General features: G+C 69.4%; 22 protein-coding genes. 5 read left to right on the plus strand and 17 right to left on the minus strand.

Going from position 1 to position 21,862, the window contains the following annotated elements:
- The coding region (locus tag FRW57_RS03285) for an aminotransferase class I/II-fold pyridoxal phosphate-dependent enzyme (protein WP_152185291.1) at positions 1-451 on the minus strand (451 nt) is incomplete at its 3' end.
- Positions 452-463: 12 nt separating this feature from the next.
- Entirely contained in the window at positions 464-790 is a 327-nt protein-coding gene (fdxA, locus tag FRW57_RS03290; protein ID WP_137123233.1) for a ferredoxin, read from the minus strand.
- Positions 791-892: 102 nt separating this feature from the next.
- Between fdxA and FRW57_RS03295 the strand changes: the two genes are divergently transcribed.
- Complete coding sequence (locus tag FRW57_RS03295; RefSeq protein ID WP_152185292.1) at positions 893-1,867, plus strand: GNAT family N-acetyltransferase; 975 nt, start codon at positions 893-895, stop codon at positions 1,865-1,867.
- 96 nt (positions 1,868-1,963) lie between these two features.
- Here FRW57_RS03295 and FRW57_RS03300 read toward each other — a convergent pair whose 3' ends face one another.
- From FRW57_RS03300 to typA, 9 genes are all read right to left on the minus strand, one after another.
- Positions 1,964-3,643, minus strand: a complete 1,680-nt coding sequence (locus FRW57_RS03300; RefSeq protein WP_137123235.1) for a VanW family protein — start codon at positions 3,641-3,643, stop codon at positions 1,964-1,966.
- On the minus strand, positions 3,640-4,143 hold the full coding sequence (locus tag FRW57_RS03305; protein WP_238384862.1) for a flavin reductase family protein: 504 nt from the start codon (positions 4,141-4,143) through the stop codon (positions 3,640-3,642). The genes FRW57_RS03300 and FRW57_RS03305 overlap by 4 nt, the downstream gene beginning before the upstream one ends.
- A gap of 10 nt (positions 4,144-4,153) precedes the next feature.
- Positions 4,154-5,065, minus strand: coding sequence for an N-acetyl-1-D-myo-inositol-2-amino-2-deoxy-alpha-D-glucopyranoside deacetylase (gene mshB / locus FRW57_RS03310; RefSeq protein ID WP_137123236.1), 912 nt, complete (start codon positions 5,063-5,065; stop codon positions 4,154-4,156).
- A complete protein-coding gene (locus FRW57_RS03315; protein WP_137123237.1) occupies positions 5,065-6,099 on the minus strand; it encodes an ABC transporter ATP-binding protein in 1,035 nt (344 codons plus the stop codon). Before FRW57_RS03315 ends, mshB begins: the two co-directional genes overlap by 1 nt.
- Before the next feature lies 1 nt (position 6,100).
- A complete protein-coding gene (locus FRW57_RS03320) occupies positions 6,101-7,288 on the minus strand; it encodes an ABC transporter ATP-binding protein (RefSeq protein WP_137123238.1) in 1,188 nt (395 codons plus the stop codon).
- A gap of 33 nt (positions 7,289-7,321) precedes the next feature.
- Positions 7,322-8,335: an ABC transporter permease gene (locus tag FRW57_RS03325; RefSeq protein WP_137123239.1), complete on the minus strand. Its 1,014-nt coding sequence runs from the start codon at positions 8,333-8,335 to the stop codon at positions 7,322-7,324.
- 141 nt (positions 8,336-8,476) lie between these two features.
- Positions 8,477-10,276 carry an ABC transporter substrate-binding protein gene (locus FRW57_RS03330; RefSeq protein WP_152185293.1) on the minus strand — a complete coding sequence of 600 codons (1,800 nt, stop codon included), beginning with the start codon at positions 10,274-10,276 and terminating at the stop codon, positions 8,477-8,479.
- Between the two features lie 100 nt (positions 10,277-10,376).
- A complete protein-coding gene (locus FRW57_RS03335) occupies positions 10,377-11,375 on the minus strand; it encodes an ABC transporter permease (RefSeq protein ID WP_137123452.1) in 999 nt (332 codons plus the stop codon).
- 124 nt (positions 11,376-11,499) lie between these two features.
- Positions 11,500-13,395, minus strand: a complete 1,896-nt coding sequence (typA, locus tag FRW57_RS03340) for a translational GTPase TypA (RefSeq protein WP_152185294.1) — start codon at positions 13,393-13,395, stop codon at positions 11,500-11,502.
- Between the two features lie 157 nt (positions 13,396-13,552).
- Here typA and FRW57_RS03345 point away from each other — a divergent pair, with 157 nt between their 5' ends.
- The 3 genes from FRW57_RS03345 to FRW57_RS03355 are packed head-to-tail and all read left to right on the plus strand — an operon-like array spanning position 13,553 to position 15,380.
- Positions 13,553-13,867 carry a 4a-hydroxytetrahydrobiopterin dehydratase gene (locus tag FRW57_RS03345; RefSeq protein WP_152185295.1) on the plus strand — a complete coding sequence of 105 codons (315 nt, stop codon included), beginning with the start codon at positions 13,553-13,555 and terminating at the stop codon, positions 13,865-13,867.
- On the plus strand, positions 13,867-14,586 hold the full coding sequence (locus FRW57_RS03350) for a VIT1/CCC1 transporter family protein (RefSeq protein ID WP_152185296.1): 720 nt from the start codon (positions 13,867-13,869) through the stop codon (positions 14,584-14,586). Before FRW57_RS03345 ends, FRW57_RS03350 begins: the two co-directional genes overlap by 1 nt.
- Before the next feature lie 41 nt (positions 14,587-14,627).
- The gene (locus FRW57_RS03355; RefSeq protein ID WP_238999273.1) at positions 14,628-15,380 is read left to right on the plus strand and encodes a type 1 glutamine amidotransferase; all 753 of its coding nucleotides are present in this window, start codon (positions 14,628-14,630) and stop codon (positions 15,378-15,380) included.
- Between the two features lie 50 nt (positions 15,381-15,430).
- On the opposite strand, the gene FRW57_RS03360 is transcribed toward FRW57_RS03355, so the two are convergent.
- Together FRW57_RS03360 and serA are read right to left on the minus strand one after the other, a co-directional pair.
- On the minus strand, positions 15,431-15,928 hold the full coding sequence (locus FRW57_RS03360; RefSeq protein ID WP_137123448.1) for a glutathione peroxidase: 498 nt from the start codon (positions 15,926-15,928) through the stop codon (positions 15,431-15,433).
- Positions 15,929-16,003: 75 nt separating this feature from the next.
- The gene (serA, locus tag FRW57_RS03365) at positions 16,004-17,200 is read right to left on the minus strand and encodes a phosphoglycerate dehydrogenase (RefSeq protein WP_238384882.1); all 1,197 of its coding nucleotides are present in this window, start codon (positions 17,198-17,200) and stop codon (positions 16,004-16,006) included.
- Between the two features lie 257 nt (positions 17,201-17,457).
- Here serA and thpD point away from each other — a divergent pair, with 257 nt between their 5' ends.
- Positions 17,458-18,354, plus strand: coding sequence for an ectoine hydroxylase (gene thpD, locus FRW57_RS03370; protein WP_137123446.1), 897 nt, complete (start codon positions 17,458-17,460; stop codon positions 18,352-18,354).
- A gap of 122 nt (positions 18,355-18,476) precedes the next feature.
- Here thpD and FRW57_RS03375 read toward each other — a convergent pair whose 3' ends face one another.
- The 4 genes from FRW57_RS03375 to FRW57_RS23930 form a co-directional block, all read right to left on the minus strand.
- Complete coding sequence (locus FRW57_RS03375) at positions 18,477-19,223, minus strand: SDR family oxidoreductase (RefSeq protein ID WP_137123445.1); 747 nt, start codon at positions 19,221-19,223, stop codon at positions 18,477-18,479.
- A gap of 111 nt (positions 19,224-19,334) precedes the next feature.
- Positions 19,335-20,051, minus strand: coding sequence for a VOC family protein (locus FRW57_RS03380; protein ID WP_137123444.1), 717 nt, complete (start codon positions 20,049-20,051; stop codon positions 19,335-19,337).
- Positions 20,052-20,133: 82 nt separating this feature from the next.
- Positions 20,134-20,706 (minus strand): DUF488 domain-containing protein, encoded by a 573-nt coding sequence (locus FRW57_RS03385; protein ID WP_152185297.1) that lies wholly within the window; start codon positions 20,704-20,706, stop codon positions 20,134-20,136.
- 84 nt (positions 20,707-20,790) lie between these two features.
- On the minus strand, positions 20,791-21,444 hold the full coding sequence (locus tag FRW57_RS23930) for an HNH endonuclease (protein ID WP_203230195.1): 654 nt from the start codon (positions 21,442-21,444) through the stop codon (positions 20,791-20,793).
- Between the last annotated feature and the right edge of the window lie 418 nt (positions 21,445-21,862).

Consider the following 21,862-nt stretch of genomic DNA (forward strand, 5'->3'; position numbering starts at 1 on the left):
CGGATGCGCGCGTCATCGGCCCGAGGCCGGTCAGGCTGCGCATCGGCCGCGGCGACGCGCCCGCGAGCCGCGCCCCCACGTCATACGTGGGGTAGGCCACCTCGGGGTGCACCACGGTGTCGCCCTTGCCCAGGCCGAGCTGTGTGGGGAGCCAGGCGACCAGCTCCTTGCTGCCGATCGTGGGGAGCACGCCGTCGGGGTCGAGGCCCGGCACCCCACGCCGTCGCTCGAACCAGTCCACCACGGCCTGTCGTAGGTCGGGCGTGCCCCACACCTGCGGGTAGCCCGGTGCGTTCGACGCGTCGGCCAGCGCGCGCCGCACCACCTCGGGTGTGGCGTCGACCGGGGTGCCCACCGAGAGGTCCACGAGCCCCCCAGCATGAGCACTCGCTCGCTGCTTCAACGCAGCGAGCGAGTCCCACGGGAAGTCGGGCAGGCCGGTGGCCGTCATCAAGGACGAGGACTAGACGTCATGTTCCTGGGGTGGCAGGGCCGCGATGATCGGGTGGTCCTTCGGGATCAGGCCGAGCTTCGCCGCGCCGCCGGGGCTGCCGAGGTCGTCGAAGAACTCGACGTTGGCCTTGTAGTACTCGGCCCACTCCTCAGGCGTGTCGTCCTCGTAGTAGATCGCTTCCACCGGGCAGACCGGCTCGCACGCCCCACAGTCCACGCACTCGTCGGGGTGGATGTAGAGGGACCGCTGGCCCTCGTAGATGCAGTCGACAGGGCACTCTTCGATGCAGGCCTTGTCCTTGAGGTCGACACAAGGCTGGGCGATGACGTAGGTCATGGTGCTGCGGTCCTCCTGCGAACGGCTCGGTACCTTCTCAGTATGCCGACTCAGCTGCCACTACATCACGGCGGCCCACATTCTGGCAGGAGAAAATGAGCTGTGAAAACCCCAGACCCGTTGCCTCGTCTGCGTCTCGGGATCCGCGCTGTCGTGCGGCACGAGCTGCCCGACGGCCGCCACACCGACTCGGTGGGCACGATCGAGGCACTCGACGCCGCCACCGTCACCGTGCAGACGCGGCACGGCGTCGACGTGATCCCGCTGGCCGAGATCTCGATCGTCAAGGAGGTGCCACCCCGACCGGTGCGCAGGGGCGCTCCGCACCGCGCCCTGTCGATGAGCGACCTCGAACGGGTCATGGCCGCTGGCTGGCCGGCCGTCGAGCAGGCACCGCTCGGTGACTGGCGCCTGCGCGCTTCGGCGGGGTACACCAGACGCGCCAACTCGGTGCTGGCGGTGGGCGATCCGGGAGTCGAGCTCGGCGCCGCCGTGGAACGGGCGGAGAGTTGGTATGCCGAACGCGCCCTGCCCTGCCGGATCGCCCTGCACGGGCCGGCGGGGTTCGTCGCGGCAGACGATCCGCTGGGTGCGCTGCTGCTGTCACGCGGCTACCAGGAGGGCGAGCGCACCGCGGTGCTGACCGCGAGCACCGACCCGCTGCCGTCCACCGACGGGCCGACAGGCGTGACGGTCGACGCCCTCGACCGGCCCAGCGCTGCGTGGTGGTCGCTCGCCGACGTGTCGCCAGCGCACCGCGCTGCCGCGGAGCAGATCGTCGTGGCCGCCCCGGACCAGGTCTTCCTGGTGGCGGAGCAGGACGGGGCCACCGTGGCAGCCGTCAGGGTGGCCTTCGCGCACGTGTGGGCGGGGATCAACCTGCTGGCAGTGCGGCCCGACCACCGACGTCGGGGCCTCGGCCGTCTGCTGGCGGCGGCGGCCGCGGGTCAGGCACGCAGCCGGGGGATTCGCTCGGTCTACCTGCAGGTCGGCACCGAGAACCTCCCGGCCGTGGCGCTGTACCGGGCCGCCGGGTTCGAGTCCCACCACGAGTACTCCTACCTCGTCGCCGGCTAGCGCCCTGCACCGTGGCCGCAAATAGCGGGACGTCCTGCGTTGTGGTCGCCCCGGCAGCCGCAACGCAGGACGTCTCGGCCGGGGCGGGGCTCCCGCTCAGCCGGTGCAGACGACCCGGTCCTCCGGCTTGTAGTGGGTGTTGAACACGTTGTGGTCGACGGTCGTACCGTTCCGGCGCACCGTCCGGGTGACCGTGATGTCGAACCCCTCGACGGGATACTGCGGGATGCACTTCGGCGAGTCGTCGTAGATCGTCTTCGGCGCGGTGATGTTGCGCCGCTCGCCGGTGTGGCTGCTCACGGCGAACGTCTTGGTCCCCCAGAACCGCATGTGGATGTCCTGCCCGGTGACCCAGGTCTGGATCAGGATCCCGTGGCCGGTGTTGTTGGTCCACTTGTTGTCGATGGTGGGACGCCACAGGGTCGCTTCGCGGCCGACCGGGTAGCGCGAGATGTAGAACGAGTGCGGGGTGTGCTCGTCGAGCTGGACACCGGCGAAGTACGACGTGTTGAAGACCGTCGTCGAGACCTGCGAGATGCCACCACCCAGCGCGTTGACCAGGCGACCGTTGCTGATGACGTGCGCCTCGACATACCCCTTCGCCCTGGTGAAGGTGCCGAGCACCCCGAGCAGGCTGAACTGCTCACCCGGCTTGACCAACGTGCCGTTGATGTGGTCCAGGGCGGTCTTGATGTTGTGCGTGCGGGCCGCGTTCTCCGGGCCACCCGGCATGTGGCTGGTGAAGCTGGAGATGACCTGCTTGACCCCGAGCTTGTTGGCCTCGGCCGTCGTCGTGGCCGGAGGCTTGGAGATGGTCGCGACCCGGGCCGTGCGCGACTTCGCCGTCAGCGCGGCAAACACCTTGTCGTGCAACGACTTCGGATTTATCACCTTGCCGTTGTGCCCAGGGATCACCCGTGGCTCACCCCCGATCAGCCGCACCTGGGCGTCGACCGGGACGCGTTCGGCCCCAGAGACCTCGGCCCGCACCACCTTGAGCAGCTGTTGACCGTCCAGGTCTGGTCGCAGGTGACCCTTGCCGTCGTCCTTGACGGTGAGCATCCGCCCCAGCTGCACGGCCGTCAGCCTGGTGCGTGCCTTGCCGATGACGACGGCGACCGGCCCCGACATCGCCGGCTTCGCGAAGGACTTCTCCACCCGCTTGATCTCCCGGACGGACAGCTTCGGGTCGGACACGGTCACCGCGCCCTTGACCTCCGGCTGACGGGGCCACGCCTGCGCGACCGCCTTGGCCGTGCCCGGGACGTCGAGGCTGCGGCCCTGCGTGGACAACACGATGCGCACCGAGCCGTCGACGAACGTGATGGACCCCTCCCTGCCGGGGCGGTCCACCTTCTTCGCCGCGCCCTCGAGTGCCGCCTCGAGCCGGTCCTGGTCGACCGAGACCCGCAGCGGCTGCGCCTCACCGCCGGTGAGGCGTTGCCAGATCTCGCCGGGGTCGTAGGTGCGGCCGGTCAGTCCCTGCAGCGTGCGGTCGATGTCGAGCGAGAGCCCGGCCGCACCCGGGTCGAGCTCGAACGTCTCGTCGCCGGCGCGCACGATGACCGGTTGTGAAGCGGTCATGGCCAGGTCGCTCTTGAGGGTGGTGGCGGCCTGCTCGGTGGACATCCCGCCGATGCTGACGCCCGCCACCGTGGTGCCCGAAGGCACCTGACCCCCGACCCAGACGGCCAGCCCGACGTAGGCGCCGCCCAGCACGACGACCGCGACCAGCAGCCGCAGCAGGATGCGCCCCCAGCTGTGACGCTCGGTCATGTCAGTGCCTCGTAACGTCCCCGGTAGTAGATCAGCGCCTTGCCCAGGTGGTCGGGCACGTGCACCGAGGCCACCTCGCCGACCACGATGCTGTGGTCGCCCGCTGGGTGCACGTCGGTCGTGCGGCACTCGAAGTTCGACAGTGCCCCGTCGAGCCAGGCGACGCCGGTCACCGGAGCGATCGAGTGCGGCACCCGGTCGAGCTGGCCGTGCAGCGGCCGGCCCCTGGTGGCGAACCAGTCGGCGGTCGAACGGGCCTCGGCCGGCAGCACGCTGACCCCCCAGACCTGCGACTCGAGCACGGCGTCGTGGAACCGCGCGTCCCGCTCGACGCTGACCAGCATGAGCAGCGGTTCCAGCGAGACCGAGCACAGCGCGTTGGCGGTCATCGCGTGGTGGTGCTCACCGGCAAGCGTGGTCACGATGGTCACGCCGGTCGCGAATCGTGCCATGGCACGGCGGTAGTCGCCCACGTCGGTGGGCGGCACGGTCGTGGTCACAGCACCTTCCTCACGTGTCGGGCAGCAGGCCGGTATGCCGTCCGCCTGGCATCGCAGCGCCCCTCGCGGGCGTCCCCGTGGCCGGGTCGACGAGGACGTAGCCCTCCCGCGCGGACAGGCGTGCCGCGATGTCGTTGGACAGAGCGTAGTAGTCGCCGTGCACCGACACCTGGGTGCGGTGCTCCAGAAGGGCCTGCGTCCGCAGCCGCGCGGCCTCGGGATCGACCACCTCGTGGGTCACCTGGTCGTCCTCGACGACGGAGGGCGGGAAGGGCGCGTCCTCGGGTGGGAGGGTCAGGCCGGGCTGCTCCCCCGGCTGCACGTGACTGCGGACCCACTCCCGATCCTGCAGTGCCCACGACCTCGGGGTGAACCTCCAGTAGACCCGGCCCGGACGCTCCGCGTCGGGCAGCGTCCTGATCGCCGCCATCGTCACCCGGTGGGTCTGGATGTGGTCGGGGTGGGCATAGCCGCCACACGGGTCATAGGTGACCACCACGTCGGCACGCAGGCGCCGCAGGTGGGCGGCCACCAGCGCGGCCGCCTCGTCCTGGTCGGCACGGACGAAGGCGTCGGGACGCTCGGCACTGGGCGTGCCCGCCATACCGGAGTCCCGGTAGCGCGAACCGCCGCCGTGGGGATCCTCGCCGAGGACCACGTGGGCGACGCCCAGCACGGCCATCGCGCGGCGAAGCTCCTCCCGCCGGTAGGGACCGAGCCGATCCTCACGGTCGGCGGCGAGGTGACACAGCTCCGGCGGGATGACCTCACCCTCTTCGCCGAGGGTGCAGGTGAGCAGGTGGACCTCGTCTCCCGCGATCGCGTGGTGGGCCATCGCCACGCCGGTCGCGAGGGTCTCGTCGTCCGGGTGGGCGTGCACGAAGACGAGCCGGGCGGGCCGCCCGGTCGGGTCAGGGGGCACTAGACGACCACGCGCTCCTCGGGGAAGTGACAGGCCACCCGGTGCCCGGGTGCGAGCTCACGCACCAGGGGGATCTCGTCTGCGCACCGCTGCTGGGCCTTGGGACACCGGGTGCGGAACACGCAGCCGGACGGCGGGTTCTGCGGGCTGGGCAGGTCGCCCTGCAACAGGATCCGCTCGCGCCCGGCCTCTCGGCGGGGGTCCGGCACCGGCACCGCCGACATCAGGGCGTGCGTGTAGGGGTGCAGCGGGTGCTCGTAGAGCGTGTCGCGGTCGGCCTCCTCCATCAGCTTGCCGAGATACATCACGGCCACGCGGTCGGAGATGTGCCGCACCACGGACAGGTCGTGGGCGATGAAGACGTAGGCGAGCTGCTGCTCGTCCTGGATGTCCTCCAGCAGGTTGATCACCTGGGCCTGGATGGACACGTCGAGGGCGGACACCGGCTCGTCACAGACGATCACCTGGGGCTGCAGCGCGATCGCCCGCGCCACGCCGATGCGCTGCCGCTGGCCGCCCGAGAACTCATGCGGGTAGCGGTTGTAGTGCTCGGGGTTGAGACCCACCCGGGCCATCAGCTCCTGAACCGCCTTGCGGCTGCCGCCGGGCGGCGTGATGCCCTGGATCTCGAAGGGCGCCGCAACGATCTTGCCGATCGTGTGCCGCGGGTTCAGCGAGCCGTAGGGGTCCTGGAAGATCATCTGCATCTCGCGGCGCAACGCGCGCAGCCGGGACCCACTCGCGTGCGTGACGTCTTCGCCCTGGAACTCGATCGTGCCGCCGGTCGGCTCCAGCAGCTTGAGCAGGGTGCGGCCAGCGGTCGACTTGCCGCAGCCGGACTCCCCCACCAGGCCGAGGGTTTCGCCCTTGCGCACCATCAGGCTGAGTCCGTCGACCGCCTTCACGGGGGCATCAGGACGGCGGATGATCCCCGCCTTGTGTTGGGGGAAGTACTTCTTCAGGTCGGTGATCCGCAGGATCTCCGGGTGGTCGGCGGTGGCCGACTGCTCGGGTGCGGCGGTAGGGGTGGTCACGTCACGCTCCTCGCTCGGGCTCGCGGACGGCGCGATCGTCAGCGTCGTCCCGGCGGGTGGTCTCAGCGGTCCGCCGCGACCGATCGTCCGCCGCGCCCTTGATCGAATCAGCACGGTCGCCACGCTTGCTGAGTGCCTCCGCGAACACCACGGAGCGCTCCTCCGGGGGGATGTGGCACCGCGACCGATGGCCCGGGAAGGCCTCCGCGAGCGCCGGTTCCTCGGTGAAGCAGAGCCGGTCAGGGACCAATTCGGTGTAGGGGCATCGCGGGTTGAACTTGCACCCGCTCGGCAGGTTGATCAGCGACGGCGGGTTGCCGGGGATCGGGTCGAGCCTGGTCTGACGCACCTGGTCGAGCCGCGGCATCGAGCCGAGCAGCCCCACCGTGTAGGGGTGCTGTGGCTGGTAGAAGAGGTCGTCCACGGTGCCCTGCTCCACGCACCGGCCGGCATACATCACCAGCACGTCGTCGGCGATGTCGGCAACCACCCCGAGGTCGTGGGTGATCAGGATGATCGCCGAGCCGAATTCTCGCTGCAGGTCCTTCATCAGGTCGAGGATCTGCGCCTGCACCGTCACGTCCAGGGCTGTCGTGGGCTCGTCCGCGATGAGCAGCTCAGGGTCGTTCATCAGCGCCATCGCGATCATCACGCGCTGCCGCATGCCGCCCGAGAACTCGTGCGGGTACTGGTCGACGCGCCGCTTCGGGTTGGGGATCCCGACCCGCCCCAGCAGGTCGACAGCCCGACTCTTGGCGACCTTCTTGGCCGTGCTCTTGTGGTGCACCCGGTAGGCCTCGATCAGCTGGCTGCCCACGGTGTAGTAGGGGTGCAGCGCCGAGAGCGGGTCCTGGAAGACCATGGCCATCTTGTTGCCGCGCAGGTGGCGCATCTCGGCCTCGGGCAGGGTCAGCAGATCCTGGCCGTCGAGGGCGATGCGGCCGGACATCTTGGCGTTGGTGCGCCGGTGCAGGCCGAGGACCGCCTGGCTGGTGACCGACTTGCCGGAGCCCGACTCGCCGACGATCCCGAGGGTCTGTCCCTTCTCGAGCGAGAAGGTGATGCCATCCACCGACTTGACGACGCCGTCATCGGTCGGGAAGTGCACCCGGAGGTCGTCGACCTCGAGGAACGCCTCGTGGTCTGCGTTCGCCGCGGAGCCCGTTGGCTGGGTGGCGGTTACGGACATGCGTCCGTCCTTTCGTTCGTCGTCACGGCCTCGTCACCCGATCCTGACGCGCGGGTCGATGACGCCGTAGAGGATATCGACCACGAGGTTGGCGAAGACGATCAGCGCGGCCGTGATCAGCACGATGGGCACGATCATCGGCAGGTCCGACTGGGTCACCGCGTCGATGGCCGCACGGCCGAGTCCCTGGTAGCCGAACACCTGCTCCATGATCACGGTGCCGGCGAGCACGATGCCGAGGTCGAGGCCGGCAACCGTCACGACAGGGGTCAACGCGGCCCGCAGGGTGTGCCTGAACACCACGGATCGCTCGGTCGCGCCCTTGGCCCTCGCGGTGCGTAGGTAGTCCTCCCCCATCGTCTCGAGCATGTAGGCGCGCGTGAGCCGGATGTAGCTGGCGACGTAGACCGCGGCCAGCACGATCCAGGCCATGACCAGGCCCTTGGCCCACCCGACGGGACTGTCGAAGATCGAGACGTAGTTGGGCGCTGGGAAGAACTGGTACTTGATGCTCAGGTAGGAGTAGATGAGCAGGCCGAGGAAGAAGGTGGGGAAGGAGAAGACGAAGAGGGAGGAGCTGGTGAGCAGTCGGTCCGGCCATCGGCCTCTCGTGAGCGCCGCGATGATGCCGAAGCCGACGCCGAAGGTGATCCAGATGGCGAAGGCCCCGAGCGCGATCGAGATCGAGACGGGCCACCGCTCGCTGATGTAGGTGGACACGAGCGAAGTCCGCTGCGGGGAGTAGCCGAGGCAGGGCGCGGGGCAGTGCGTCACCTTGTCCGGGTTGGCCTTGGCGAAGGCGGGGTCGTCCGGGTACTCGCGGCCGGTGAACAGGCCGCTGACGAAGTCGGCGTACTGCGTCGTGATCGGCTTGTCCAGCCCGAGGTAGTGCCGGTTGGCCTTGATCGAGGCCGGGGTGCAGGTCTTGCCACAGGTGAGACGGGCGGGGTCGCTCGGCATCGCGTAGAACAGGGCGAAGGTCGCCATGCTGATGACGACGAGCATGATGACCGCGGCGATGACGCGCCGGATGATGTAGTAGAGCATGGTGGCCGGCCGCTGCGCGGCGTCACCTCACCTTCGGACGTTGAGTGGCGTGACCGGACCGGAGCCTGTTGGCTCCGGTCCGTCGGGTCCGGTGGCCGGTGGCCACCGGACCCGACGGTCGGTGCTGTGTTGGTCGATCTGTTACTGCTGGATGCCGAGGGAGCCCAGGTCGGGGTAGTCGGCGAAGGCAGGGTTGTCGATCCAGTTGGTGACGCCCGAGCCGTGGATCAGGAAGAACTTCTCGACCGAGAGCGGGACATATCCGCCGTCCTTCTGGATCATCTCGTCGATGTCACCCCAGGCCGCGTTCTGCTTGTCCGGGTCGGTGAGCTTGTAGGCCGCGTCGATCGCCTTGTTGACCTTGTCGCTCTTGTACTGGCCGTAGTCCTGCGCGTTGCTGGACTTGGTCAGGTTGACCCTGGAGTCCCACAGCGGCGGGATCACCGTCGCGGCACCGGGCCAGTCCTGGCCCCAGCCGCCCCAGGCAACGTCCCAGGTGGACTGCTTGGCCGGGTTCTGGATGATCGTGTAGTAGTTCTGGGTCTCCGGCTGCAGGCTCACCTTGAAGCCCGCCTTCTCCCAGCCCTCCTTCAGCGCCGCGGCCGCCTTGTCGGAGGTCGGGGTGCCACCGCTGTAGATGTAGTTGATCTTGACCGGCGTCGAGACGCCTGCCTCCTTCAACAGCTGCTTGGCCTTGGCCGGGTCACCGTTGTCCGGCGCACCGAACGCGTTGTACTTCTTGTAGCCCGGCGTGTTCGGGTTGATCATCGAGGTCGCCGGGGTACCCATGGTCGGGCCACCCTGGGCGGTGATGTAGGCGCCCTTGTCCGTGGAGACGGCCAGCGCCTCGCGGACCTTCGGGTTCTGCATCGTCTTGCTGCCAAAGTTGGTCACCAGGTAGTCCACGAAGGGCGAGGCCGGGTTGGTCGCCCGCTCCTTGGCCTTCGGGTTGCCGGCGATCTGCGCCTGGAACGACGGCGGCACGGACCGGTCGGACACGGCGTACTTGTCATTGCCGTTGTCGGCGATCAGCCGCTGGGCGATGATCTCGTTGGTCAGGCCCTCGGTGAAGACGATCTTGTCCGGCAGCGCGTGCCGCACCTTGTCCGTCTTGGGGTCCCAGTTCGGGTTGCGCACGAAGGTGCTCGTGCCACCGGAGTTCCACTTGCCCTGCAGCTTGTACGGACCCGAGGAGAACACGTCGAAGTTCGACTTGTCGCCCTGGTCCTGGCTCTTCTTGTAGGGCGCGAACGCCGGCAGGTAGAGCGCGCTGTTGAAGTCGGCCACGGCCTTCTTCAGGTGGAAGGTGATCGTGTTGCCGGTGCACTGCACGGCCTTGTCGAACAGCGCCTGACCCTTGGAGTCCTTGGCGTACGGACCCTTGTAGACGGACGAGCCGTCCTTCGCGGTCGGGATGTCCAGGAACTGGATCGCGTAGTTGGGCCCACCGGTGATGACATCGGTCGCGAAGGTGCGGGAGATGCCGTACTGGAAGTCCTTGCAGGTGATCGGCGAGCCGTCCTGCCACTTCACGCCGTCCTTGATCGTGAACTTCCACGTCTTGGCGCCGTTGCTCGACGTGCCCGTGTCGGTCGCCAGGTCCGGCACGACCTTGGTCGACGCCTCACCCGAGGCGACGGGGAACGTGGTCAGCGTCCGGTAGACCATCCGCGCCTCGTTGCCGATGTCGCGGCCGATGTAGGTGCGCTGCGGGTCCAGGTGCTCCGCGTTGCGCTGGGTCAGGTAGTAGAGCGTCCCGCCCTTCTCCGAGCTGGTCGGGCCCTGGGCGCCGGTGCTACCAGCGGTGCTGCCCCCGGTGCTGCCTGCGGTGCTGCCACCACCGGTCCCACCGTTGTCGCTGCCACCTCCACAGGCGGCCGCGGTGAGGGCCACGGTGCTCGAGAGCGCCACGAGCAGCGCTCCCCTCGTTGTGCGCTTCATGCGCTCTCCTCTTTGCGGTTGCACTGCCCCTTGGTGGGGGCAGTGATCTCCTCCGCGACGGTTGCCGTGGAGACGTGAGTGGGGATCCGTGCCGACATCACTAGTGCCGATCGGACTTGGGGTCGAGCGCGTCGCGCAGTCCGTCGCCGACGAGGTTGAACGCCAGCACGATGATGACCAGCAGTCCGCCCGGTGCCCAGAAGAACATCGGGTCGACCAGCAGGTAGTTGACCGAGTCGGTCAGCAGGCTACCCAGCGTCGGGGTCGGCGGGCGGATCCCGACGCCGAGGAAGGACAGTGTCGCCTCCGCAGCGATGTACTGGGGGAGGATCAAACTCATGTAGACCAGGATCGGCGCCCAGATGTTGGGCAGCAGCTCGGTGAACCAGATGCGAGGTCCCTTGGCGCCCAGCGACCGCGCGGCCTCAACGAATTCCCGCTCGCGGAGCGAGAGCACCTGGCCGCGGATGATGCGGGCGAAGTAGGGCCAGCCGAAGAAGCCCAGCACGATGATGACGTAGGCGAAGTCGACCGTGTTGCCATCGGGGACGCCCATCGCGGTGAGGCGGTCCTTGAGCGGCTGGGACAGCGCCAGCAGCATGAGCAACTGGGGAAAGGCGAGGACCAGGTCCATGAACCGGCCCAGCCCGGTGTCGACCCAGCCGCCTGAGAAGCCGGAGATGATGCCGACCACCGTGCCGATGAAGATGGCGATGAAGGTCGCGGACGCCGCGATGATGAACGACGAGGTCAGTCCGACGACGACACGGGACAGCAGGTCGCGCCCGGTCTGTGGCTCCACGCCCAGCCAGTGGTCGGAGCTGACGCCGCCGAGGTGACCGGTGGGCATCGAACCGATCCCCTGCACCAGGTCCGGGTGGCCGGAGTCGGGGTCGATGACGCCGACAGCGTTGAGGATGGGTGCCGCGATGGCGAGCAGGATGAAGAAGACGAGGATGGCGAGACAGACCATCGAGACCTTGTCGCGGCGGAACCGCGACCGGGCTATCTGACCCGGGGAACGGCCCGCGATCGTGGTGTCGCGCTCTTCACCACCTATAGCGCTGTCGACGTCGAACTCACCGGCAGTAACCGTCATACGCGTGGCACCTCCATCCCAGGTCCAAGGGACTGGCCCGGACCGCCAACGACCGACTTTAACTCCCCTTTACCGGTTTCGTTGCGGTATGGGGTCGGGATTCTCCCGATTGTGACCGTGCGCGTCACTCCGACCTCGCGGCGGAACGGGCTCGAGCAGCGGTGCGGGCCCGAGTCGCCTGGTCGAGGACGACCTTGCGGATCCTGACGGCGTCGGGGGTGACCTCGACGCACTCGTCCTCGCGGCAGAACTCCAGGGACTGCTCGAGGCTCATCATGCGTGGCGGCACCAGCCGCTCCAGCACGTCCGAGGTGGCCGAGCGCACGTTGGTCAGCTTCTTCTCCTTGCAGATGTTGACGTCCATGTCCTCCACGCGAGAGTTCTCGCCGACGATCATGCCTTCGTAGACCTCGGTCGTGGGCTCGAGGAACATCGTCCCCCGCTCCTGCAGGTTGAACATCGCATAGGAGGTTGCCACACCCGTGCGGTCCGCGACAAGCGAGCCGTTCTGGCGAGTCTTGATCTCCCCGACCCACGGCTCGTAGCCCTCGAAGACGTGGTTGGCGATTCCCGTCCCCCTGGTGTCGGTCAGGAACTCCGTCCGGAAGCCGATTAACCCACGCGAGGGCACGATGAACTCCATCCGGATCCACCCCGACCCGTGGTTGGTCATCTGCTCCATCCGGCCCTTGCGCACGGCCATGAGCTGGGTGATCGTGCCCAGGTGCTCCTCCGGCGCGTCGATCGTGAGCCGCTCGAAGGGCTCGTGGACCGAGCCGCCGACCAGCTTGGTGACGACCTGGGGCTTGCCGACCGTCAGCTCGTAGCCTTCCCGCCGCATCTGCTCCACCAGGATCGCGAGGGCGAGCTCACCGCGGCCCTGCACCTCCCACGCGTCCGGACGCTCCGTGGGCAGCACCCGGAGCGACACGTTGCCGACGAGCTCGCGGTCGAGGCGGTCCTTGACGAGGCGGGCCGTGACCTTGGCGCCCTTGACCCGGCCGGCGAGCGGCGAGGTGTTGGTGCCGATGGTCATCGAGATGGCGGGCTCGTCCACCGTGATGAGCGGCAGCGGGACAGGGTTGTCCGGATCGGCCAGGGTCTCGCCGATGGTGATCTCCGGGATCCCGGCCACGGCGATGATGTCACCCGGTCCGGCGCTCTGGGCGGGCTTGCGCTCGAGGGCCTCGGTCATGAGCAGCTCGGTGATCTTGACCTTCTCCTGGCTGCCGTCGTGGCGGCACCAGACCACCTGCTGGCCCTTGCTGATCGTGCCGTTGTGGACCCGGAGCAGTGCCAGTCGACCGAGGAAGTTGGAGGAGTCCAGGTTGGTGACGTGCGCCTGCAGGGGCGCCTCATCGTCATACGACGGGGGTGGGATGGTCCCGAGCAGACTCTTGAAGAGTGGCTCGAGGTCCTCGCCGTCCGGCAGGGTGCCGCCCTCCGGTCGGTTCAGCGAGGCGCGCCCCGCCTTCGCGGAGGTGTAGACGATCGGGAAGTCGATCTGCCCCTCGGTCGCGTCGAGGTCGAGGAAGAGCTCGTAGGTGTCGTCCACCACCTCGGCGATGCGCGAGTCGGGGCGGTCGACCTTGTTGATGCACAGGATGACCGGCAGGTTCGCCGTGAGCGCCTTGCGCAGCACGAACCGGGTCTGGGGCAACGGCCCCTCGGAGGCGTCCACGAGCAGCACCACGCCGTCCACCATGGACAGCCCCCGCTCGACCTCGCCGCCGAAGTCGGCGTGACCCGGCGTGTCGATGATGTTGATCGTGACCCCGTCCGGCTGCCCCGCCTCCGCGGCAGAGGCTCCCGCGTAGTGGATCGCGGTGTTCTTGGCCAGGATCGTGATGCCCTTCTCCCGCTCCAGGTCCCCGGAGTCCATCGCGCGTTCGTCGACGTGGGCGTGTGCCCCGAATGCACCCGCCTGCCAGAGCATCTTGTCGACGAGCGTGGTCTTGCCGTGGTCGACGTGGGCAACGATGGCGACATTGCGGATGTCACCGCGGGTCTGCATGGGCATGGGGAGATTGTTGCAGCCGCGAAGGGGTGCTCTTGACCACCGCCGTTTCTGCCCCTCGCGAGGGGCAGACGGGCACGGCGACTAGCGACCGGAGTGCGGGGCTGAGGGCAGCCATTCCTTCCTCGACAGGAGGACCCGCGTTTGCGAGGCTGAAGCCATGTCCAGGTTGCTGACCAATGAGGAGATCAACCGCCAGCTGGGCGATCTGCCCGGCTGGAAGAGGGATGGTGACGCTGTCACGGCGTCCTACGACGCGCCCGACTTCCCGACCGCCATCCGGCTCGTGGCTGAGGTGGGCGACGTGGCCGAGGAGATGAACCACCATCCCGACATCGACATCCGCTGGAAGGTCACGACCTGGCGGCTGTCCACCCACTCCGAGGGTGGCCTGACGCAGCTGGACATCGAGCTCGCCCACCGGATCCGCCAGGCTGCGGACCGCCTCGGCGCGACCGCCGGAGACCACCACTGATGACCGTGGACGCCACCACGCCGCTCCACGACGAACCGCACGAGCAGGACTTCCACAGCCGGCTCAACTGGCTGCGCGCCGGGGTCCTCGGTGCCAACGACGGGATCGTCTCCACCGCAGGCCTGGTCGTGGGCGTCGCCGGTGCCACGACGCAGCGTTCGGCCATCCTCATCGCCGGCGTGGCGGGGCTGGTGGCCGGGGCGATGAGCATGGCCGTGGGCGAGTACGTCTCCGTGAGTACCCAGCGGGACAGCGAGCAGTCGCTCCTCGACAAGGAGCGGCGCGAGCTGCACGAGACACCCGACGAGGAGCTGGACGAGCTCACCGGCCTGTATGTCGATCGTGGCCTCTCGCACGCACTCGCCCGTCAGGTCGCGCTGGAGCTGACCGAGCACGACGCCCTGGCCGCCCACGCCGAGGTGGAACTGGGCATCGACCCGGAAGCCCTCACCAACCCGTGGCACGCGGCGTGGGCCTCCTTCATCGCCTTCACCGCCGGAGCGCTGCTGCCGTTGCTCGCCATCACCCTGCCGGGAGCCGGCGTTCGGGTGGGGGTGACCTTCGTCGCCGTGCTGCTGGCCCTGGTCGGCACGGGATGGGTGAGCTCCCGGATGGGCGAGTCACCGCCGCGTCCGGCGATCGTGCGTAACGTGCTCGGGGGCGCCCTGGCGATGGCCGTCACCTTCGGCATCGGCAACCTGATCGGCCTGGCCGTCTGACTCGGCGCGTGGGCGTTGCTGGCGACCAGTACGCTCGACGCGTGACGTTGCGCTTCTTGGTGATCCAGCACGAGGACGAGTGCCCGCCGGAGTGGTTCGGCCAGTGGTGGGAGGAGGTCGGCGTCGAGTTGGACGTCGTCCTCGCCCACACGGGCGCAGCCGTCCCCCGCGACTTGGGCGAGCACGACGCTCTGGTGGTGCTCGGCGGCGAGATGGGCGCGAACGACGACGAGACCCACCGTTGGCTGACCCCGACCAAACGGCTCATCCGGACCGTCATCGAGGACGACCAGCCCTTCCTGGGCATCTGCCTCGGCCACCAGTTGGCGGCGGCGGCGCTCGGCGGCCTGGTCGAGGTGAACGCCTGCGGTCACGCGACGGGACTGACCCCCGTCTCGCTCACCGCGGACGGTCTCGCGGACCCGCTGCTGGGACCCGTGCCGCAGGGCTCCGAGGCGATCCAGTGGAACAACGACGTGGTGACGCGGCTGCCCGAAGGCGCCACCCGGCTGGCGACGGCGCCGGACGGGACCGTCCAGGCGGCCCGGTGGGGCGCCCGTGCATGGGGCGTGCAGTTCCACCCGGAGACGTCGGCGGCCCAGTTCCGGAGCTGGACGGTCGACAAGTCGTCCGCGGCGATCCCCCGCGAGGACGGCGTCGACGTCTTCGCCACGTCTGCGGCCGTCGACGCCGCGCAGGAGCGCCTACGCACCAACTGGCGGCCCCTGGCGGTCCGCTTCGCGGGGCTGGCGGCAACTCGCCTGGAGGCGGAGCCCGCCGCGGGCGGCTCCTGAGCGCGGTCTGGAGGGTGCGCTGCTGAGACGCTCGGCCTTGGCAGGCGCCCTCAGTCCTGCTGCGGGAGCAACTTCTCGACGGCCGCCACCAGGGCCAGGTCGTCCGGCTCGGTGCGCGGCTCGAACCGAGCGACCACGGTGCCGTCACCGTCGATGAGGAACTTCTCGAAGTTCCAGCGGATGTCGCCGGAGTGGCCGGTCGCGTCGGGGGTCGAGACGAGGCCCTCGTAGACGTCGTGCCGGCGCTCACCGTTGACCTCGATCTTCTCGGTCATCGGGAAGGTGACGGCGTAGTTGGTCGAGCAGAACTCGCGGATCTCCTCGGCGGTGCCCGGCTCCTGTGAGCCGAACTGGTTGCAGGGCAGACCCACGACAGAGAAGCCGCGCTCGGCATACTGCTGGTGCAGGCGCTCGAGCCCGGAGTACTGCGGGGTCATGCCGCACTGGCTGGCGACGTTGACCAGCAGGGCCGGCTTGGCGCCGGTCAGGTCACCGAGCGTCGCGGGCGTGCCGTCCAGTCGGGCGATGGGGGTGTCCAAGAGGCTCATGCCGACAGGCTCTCACGCGAGGCCGTTCGACGGGCTGGTGGGCGCTGTGCCGTCGGCCGCACGGCCAACCGGCGGTCAGCCGAGGACGCGCAGACGGATCGTCTCCGGGACGGCCTCGAGCTCGGCCACCACTTCCGGTGACAGCGGCGACCCGCTGTCGGTCACGGCATACCCGGTCTGACCCAGGGTCGCCAGCATCTGCCCCTCGATGTTGACGTCGTGCTTGGCGAGGACCTGGTTGATGTCGGCGAGCACGCCGGGGCGGTTGGTGTGGATGTGCGCCATCCGGTGCGCGTGGTCCTCCGGCCCCGGTGACAGCGGCGGGAGGTTGACCGAGAGGGAGGTGCCGGCGGTGCGGACGTAGTCGCGCAGCTTGGTCGCGACGAACCGGCCGATGTCCTCCTGCGCCTCCTCGGTGGAGCCGCCGACGTGCGGCGTGAGGATGACGTTGGGCAGTCCACGCAGGGGTGACTCGAACGACTCGCCCTTGCTCTTGGGCTCCTTCGGGAAGACGTCCACCGCCGCGCCGGCGATGTGGCCGGAGACCACGGCCTCCCGGAGGGCGTCGTAGTCCACCACGAACCCACGGGAGAGGTTGAGGAAGAGTGAGCGCGGGCGCATCCGGTCGAACTGCTCGGCGCCGAAGATCCCGGCGTTGCCCGACCGGCCGTCGACGTGAAGGGTCACCGTCTCGACCGTGTCCAACAACTCCTCGAGTGAGGAGCATCGTCGCGCGTTGCCGAGGGCGAGCTTGTCGTCAACGTCATAGAAATAGACCTGCATACCCAGCATCTCGGCCACGACGGACAGCTGCGAACCGATGTTGCCGTAGCCGACGATGCCGAGCTTGCGCCCGCGGATCTCGTGGCTGCCCGACGCCGACTTGTCCCAGACACCGTCGTGCAGGGCCTTGTCGCGGACGGTGAGCCGGCGAGCCATCGCGATGATGTCGGCGATGGCCAGCTCCACGACCGAGCGGGTGTTGGAGAAGGGCGCGTTGAAGGCCGCGATGCCACGGCCCGCAGCCGAGGCCAGGTCGATCTGGTTGGTGCCGATGCAGAACGCGCCGATGGCGGTGAGCTCGGGGCGGGCTGAGAGCACAGCCTCGGTGACCTCCGTCTTGGACCGGATCCCGAGCAGGTCGACCCCGTCGAGGGCCTCGATGAGCTCATGCTCGTCGAGGGCGCCCGAGACGTTTTCGACCTCGATGCCGGCGTCGCCGAGGATGGTCGTCGCGAGCGGGTGGATGTTCTCCAGCAGCAGGGCCTTCACGCCGTTCACTCTCTCACGCCGGCGGGCGCCGACAGCGGCCCCGGTCATCTGTCGAGATCCCCCCCACGTCGGCCTCAGGTCGCTCCGTCGGTCGGGCGTTCCCTGGTGCGGGTTTGCTTCTGTTGCCCCGACCATGTGATCTTCGGGGGACGTGGTCGGTCTGACACGTCCCGTGGGTTCGCCCGGGTGCACCATGCTGCTGCTCGCGCCACGCCGGCGTGTTGGTCGACCGGCCGACACCGACGCGAGGAGGAACCGTGACGACCACCGCTCCCAGCCTGACCGACCTCTACCCCACCCGCCAGGGCGCGGCGCAGGTCCTGCGCCGTGGCGGTGACGTGGTCCACGGCCGGGCGGCCGACGGGCCGCTCGACCAGGCGGTCCTGACGCACTTCGCCGAGCGCGGCTACCTCACCATCGACCAGCTCGTCACGCCTGATGAGCTGAGGTCGTTGCAGGACGAGCTGCGCCGGCTGTCTGCGGACCCCGAGGTGCGGGCCGACGAGCGCACCATCATCGAGGCGAAGTCGCAGGAGGTCCGCAGCATCTTCGAGGTGCACCGCACCAGCGAGGTGTTCCGCCGGATCGCCCATGACCCCAAGGTCGTTCAGCGCGCCCGCCAGATCTTGGGCTCCGACGTCTACATCCACCAAAGCCGGGTCAACTTCAAGCCCGGCTTCGAGGGCAAGGAGTTCTCGTGGCACTCCGACTTCGAGACGTGGCACGCGGAGGACGGAATGCCCGAGCCTCGCGCGGTGAGCCTCTCGATCTCGTTGACGGACAACTACTCGTTCAACGGACCGCTGATGATCATGCCCGGATCCCACCGCGAATTCATCGCCTGCGCCGGCGCCACACCGGACGACAACTACAAGACCTCGTTGGTCATGCAGGGTGCCGGGACCCCGGACCGGGAGACGCTGACCGAGTTCGCCGACCGCTACGGGATCGACGTCCTCGAGGGCCGGGCCGGTGGCGCGATCATGTTCGACTCCAACTGCATGCACGCATCCAACGGCAACGTCACGCCCTTCTCACGGTCCAACATCTTCATCGTCTACAACAGCGTCGAGAACGCCTGCGTCGAGCCGTATGCCGCTCCGTCGCCGCGCCCGGCGTTCCTCGGCTCTCGAGACCACAGCCCACTGGGGTGACCTCTGGGCCGGTCTCGGCCCTGGCGTCCTGCACCGGTCGTCCCCGGGGCGTGCAACCGCGCAAGACGCCAGGCCGAGCGACCGCGAGCTGAGTCCTCGCCCGCCCGTCCCGGTCCTCTGCGTCAGCGACCGCCGGCGACGCGAAGCGTGGATCCGGTGACGTAGGACGCCGCATCGCTCATCAGCCAGGCAATGGCCTCGGCGATCTCCGACGGCTGCGCGGCACGGCCCAACGGGATGCTCGGCGCCAGCCGCTCGTTGCGTGCGGGTTCACCCGCGTCGGCGTGGATCCGCGTCTCCACGGCCCCGGGCGCGACACCGACGACCCGTATGCCGTCCGCGGCCACCTCGCGCGCCAGGCCGAGCGTCATCGCGTCGACGCCGGCCTTGGCCGCCGCGTAGTGCACGTACTCGCCGGGTGAACCCAGGGTCGCGGCGCCCGACGACACGTTGACCAGGACGCCTCCCCCGCCGCCTCGTGCCTGGGACATGGCCCGCACGGCAGCGCGAGCGACAAGCAGCGCCGCGGTCAGGTTGAGGTCGACCACCGCGCGGATGATGTCGACGGGAGTCTCGCCGAGGGCGCCGATGTGCAGGGTGGCGCCCGCGTTGTTGACCACGCCGGTCAACCGACCGTGGCGCGCGACGACGTCGAACAGGTGGTCCACGCCAGCCGGCTCGGTGAGATCCACCCGCACGGCGTGGGCGGCACGACCGAGAGCTCGGATCTTCGCCACGGTGGTCCCCGCGGCCTCGTCGTCGTGCGCGTAGCCGACCACCAGGTCGTGGCCCTCCTCGGCGAGCCGCGTGGCGGCTGCAGCGCCGATGCCGCGCGTGCCACCGGTGATCAGGGTCAGCCGTCCGTCCATGACACCCAGTGAACACTGGCGCTTCGCGCGACGCTGTCCCGGGCACGGAGCACCGAGCACCGAGCGCCGAGCCCCGGCTCGCAGCGGCCTACAGAGACCGCAGCACGCTGGTCAGCCGGACCGGCTCGGCTCCAGGATGCAGAACTCGTTGCCCGACGGGTCGTTCAGGACGGTCCACGGCAGGTCATCGCTGCCGATCTCGGCACTGCGGGCCCCCAGAGCCAAGGCGCGGGACACGAGGTCCTCGTCCCCGAGTTCGGCACGGACGTCGAGATGCAGTCGGTTCTTCCCCTGCTTGGGCTCGGGCTCGGGGCAGAACTCGAGGACCGGGCCACGGCCTGACGGGTGGCGAAGGGACGCTGGTGCCACACCGTCATACGACTGCCACCCGGTCAGCTCGGCCCAGAACGCGGCGTCCCGGTCGGGGTCGGCGCTGTCCAGTGGCAGCGCAGCGATGGGCCCGGTGTCGCGATAGGCCTCGCGCTGCTCCATCACGCAAAAGGCGTTGCCCTCCGGATCGACCAGCACTGTCCACGGGACGTCGCCCTGCCCGATGTCGACGCGCCGTGCCCCGAGGCCGAGGAGGCGCTGGACGTGGTGCTCCTGGTCCTTGTCGCCCCGCAGATCCAGGTGGAGCCGCGCAGGTGAGTCGGACGGCTCGGCGACGCGTTGCAGGCACAGGTCGAGGAAGAGGTCGTCGCCCAGGCTCATCCGGGCCTCGAACCCCTCCGGCTCGTCGGTCATGGGGCTCGCGTCGAGGGCCGCGGCCCAGAACGTGCCCAAGCGGTGCGGGTCGCGGGCGTCCCAGACGATGTTCTCCAGTCGCATGGCCCCTTCGTATCGAAGCGGTTGCCGGTCCTGCAAACGAGTTTGGAGCGGGGACGGCCCGCCGTATCGGAGCGGAGGGCGCTCAATCGGCGCTCGGGGGACGCTCGCCTTCGGTCGCTTGGTCCCACACGAGCGCGCCCTCGGCGGTGGCCCGCGCGCCCGCGCTCGGGCGGTGGGGCGTCAGGGCTCCGGAGTGCATCAGGTGGTGGACCGGGACGTCGTGGCCCAGGAGGAGGACATCGCTGATGATGCGGCGGTGGCAGCGCCACCACACCGCCTCGGAGCACATCACCGCGGTGCGGGCTCGTGCCACATCGGCCAGCAGGTCAGGCATCGCTGCCCGGAAGTCGGGCGAGCGGGTCCACGCGGCGTAGGCGCGGAACGCCGCCACCTGCCACCAGCTGTCGGGCGACTTCGCCTCCTCCGCCGCGGTGAGACGTCGGCGGCCCCCCAGCCGCTCGTCCCAGCGATAGGCCACGCCGATCTCTTGCAACAGGTCGGGCACCTGTCCACGCGCGGCGGCTTCGTTGGACCGACTACCGGGAAATCGTCGGACGTCGAGCACGAGCTCGATGCTCGCGCCGCCCACCAACCGCGACAGCTCTTCCCGGGTCAGACGCCCGTGACCGAAGGTCAGCAGGCCGGCGGTCACCATGTGCGCATCCTGCCATCGCCTGGCCCCCGGGCAGCGGCCGCTGCCACGCCGGGCAGGTGCAGGACGAGGCGAAGGAGCACGGACTCAGGAGGCCAGTCGCCGCTGGAGGTTGGTCTCGAACACGCTGCGCGAAGACGGCGACCGGCCTCCAGCAAGTCGCAGCTGGCGGGCCCGTCGAGCCCCAGGCGAGGGCCGACCGGGAGGGGCCGGGGCGTGCGAGGAGTAGGTGTGGCCGGTCGGGGTGACCAGATCGACGACATGACGCGAGCCGAACCGCCTCGCCACCGGCGTGCTGTGCCAGCCCGGGAGGGCTTTGACGTAGTTGCAGGCCTCGCAGAGGCCTTGGCCGTTGTCGCGGCTGCTCTCGCCGCCTTCGTCGACACCGACCACGTGGTCCGCGTGTCGGATCAGCGCATCGCACCACGGGGTGCGACACGTCTGGTCGCGCAGCACAAGGAGCTTGCGCATCAGCGGACTGAACTCGCGGCGGTGGCGGTCCATCGACGCCAGCGCGCCATCGTGTGGGTCGGTGTGCAGCCGGCGCAGCCAGACCCTGGCGTCGCTGTTGCGCAGGAGCTCTCGTGCGACCGGTCCGGGCACGCGGCCGTAGCCGACCAAGTGGGCCGGCTGGTGGCTCCCGCCGAAGACCGAGTCCTCCCCCATCACCAGGTTGACCTCGATCGGAACGTCGCAGACCGCACCCTGTCCGGTCAGCCGGCGCACGAGCTCGTCAGCCATGATCTGGCCGCGACCGCGGGGGTCGCCCGCCGCGCGGAGCCCATCTCCATCGTGAGGACCTCGGCCAGACCGAGGTGCTGACGGCCCCGGAAGGCACTGTCGCGACGGGCGAGTGCGACCTGCGCGGAAACGCCTTTGCCCCTCCGCTCGCTCGGCACCCCTCGAGCCGCCTCGGCGCCGCGTTGGGCCTGGTCGAAACCGGCCGCCAAGCGTGCCTGCGCAGCCGCAGCAGCTGACTTCACCGCTCCAGGGCAGTCAGCTGATCGATCATGGCCCGGCTCGACAGCCCTGCCGGGTCGACGCCGGACGGGCGGCCGATCCAGGCAGCCAGCGCCTCTGCATCCGGGAGCCGTGGTGGGCTCCGGATGCGGCGTCGCTGTCTCCTGGACCATGTCGTTGACCCTAGGGGCGACCACCG

Source organism: Segeticoccus rhizosphaerae (genome assembly GCF_009192725.1).
In the GTDB taxonomy this organism is placed as follows: domain Bacteria; phylum Actinomycetota; class Actinomycetes; order Actinomycetales; family Dermatophilaceae; genus Segeticoccus; species Segeticoccus rhizosphaerae.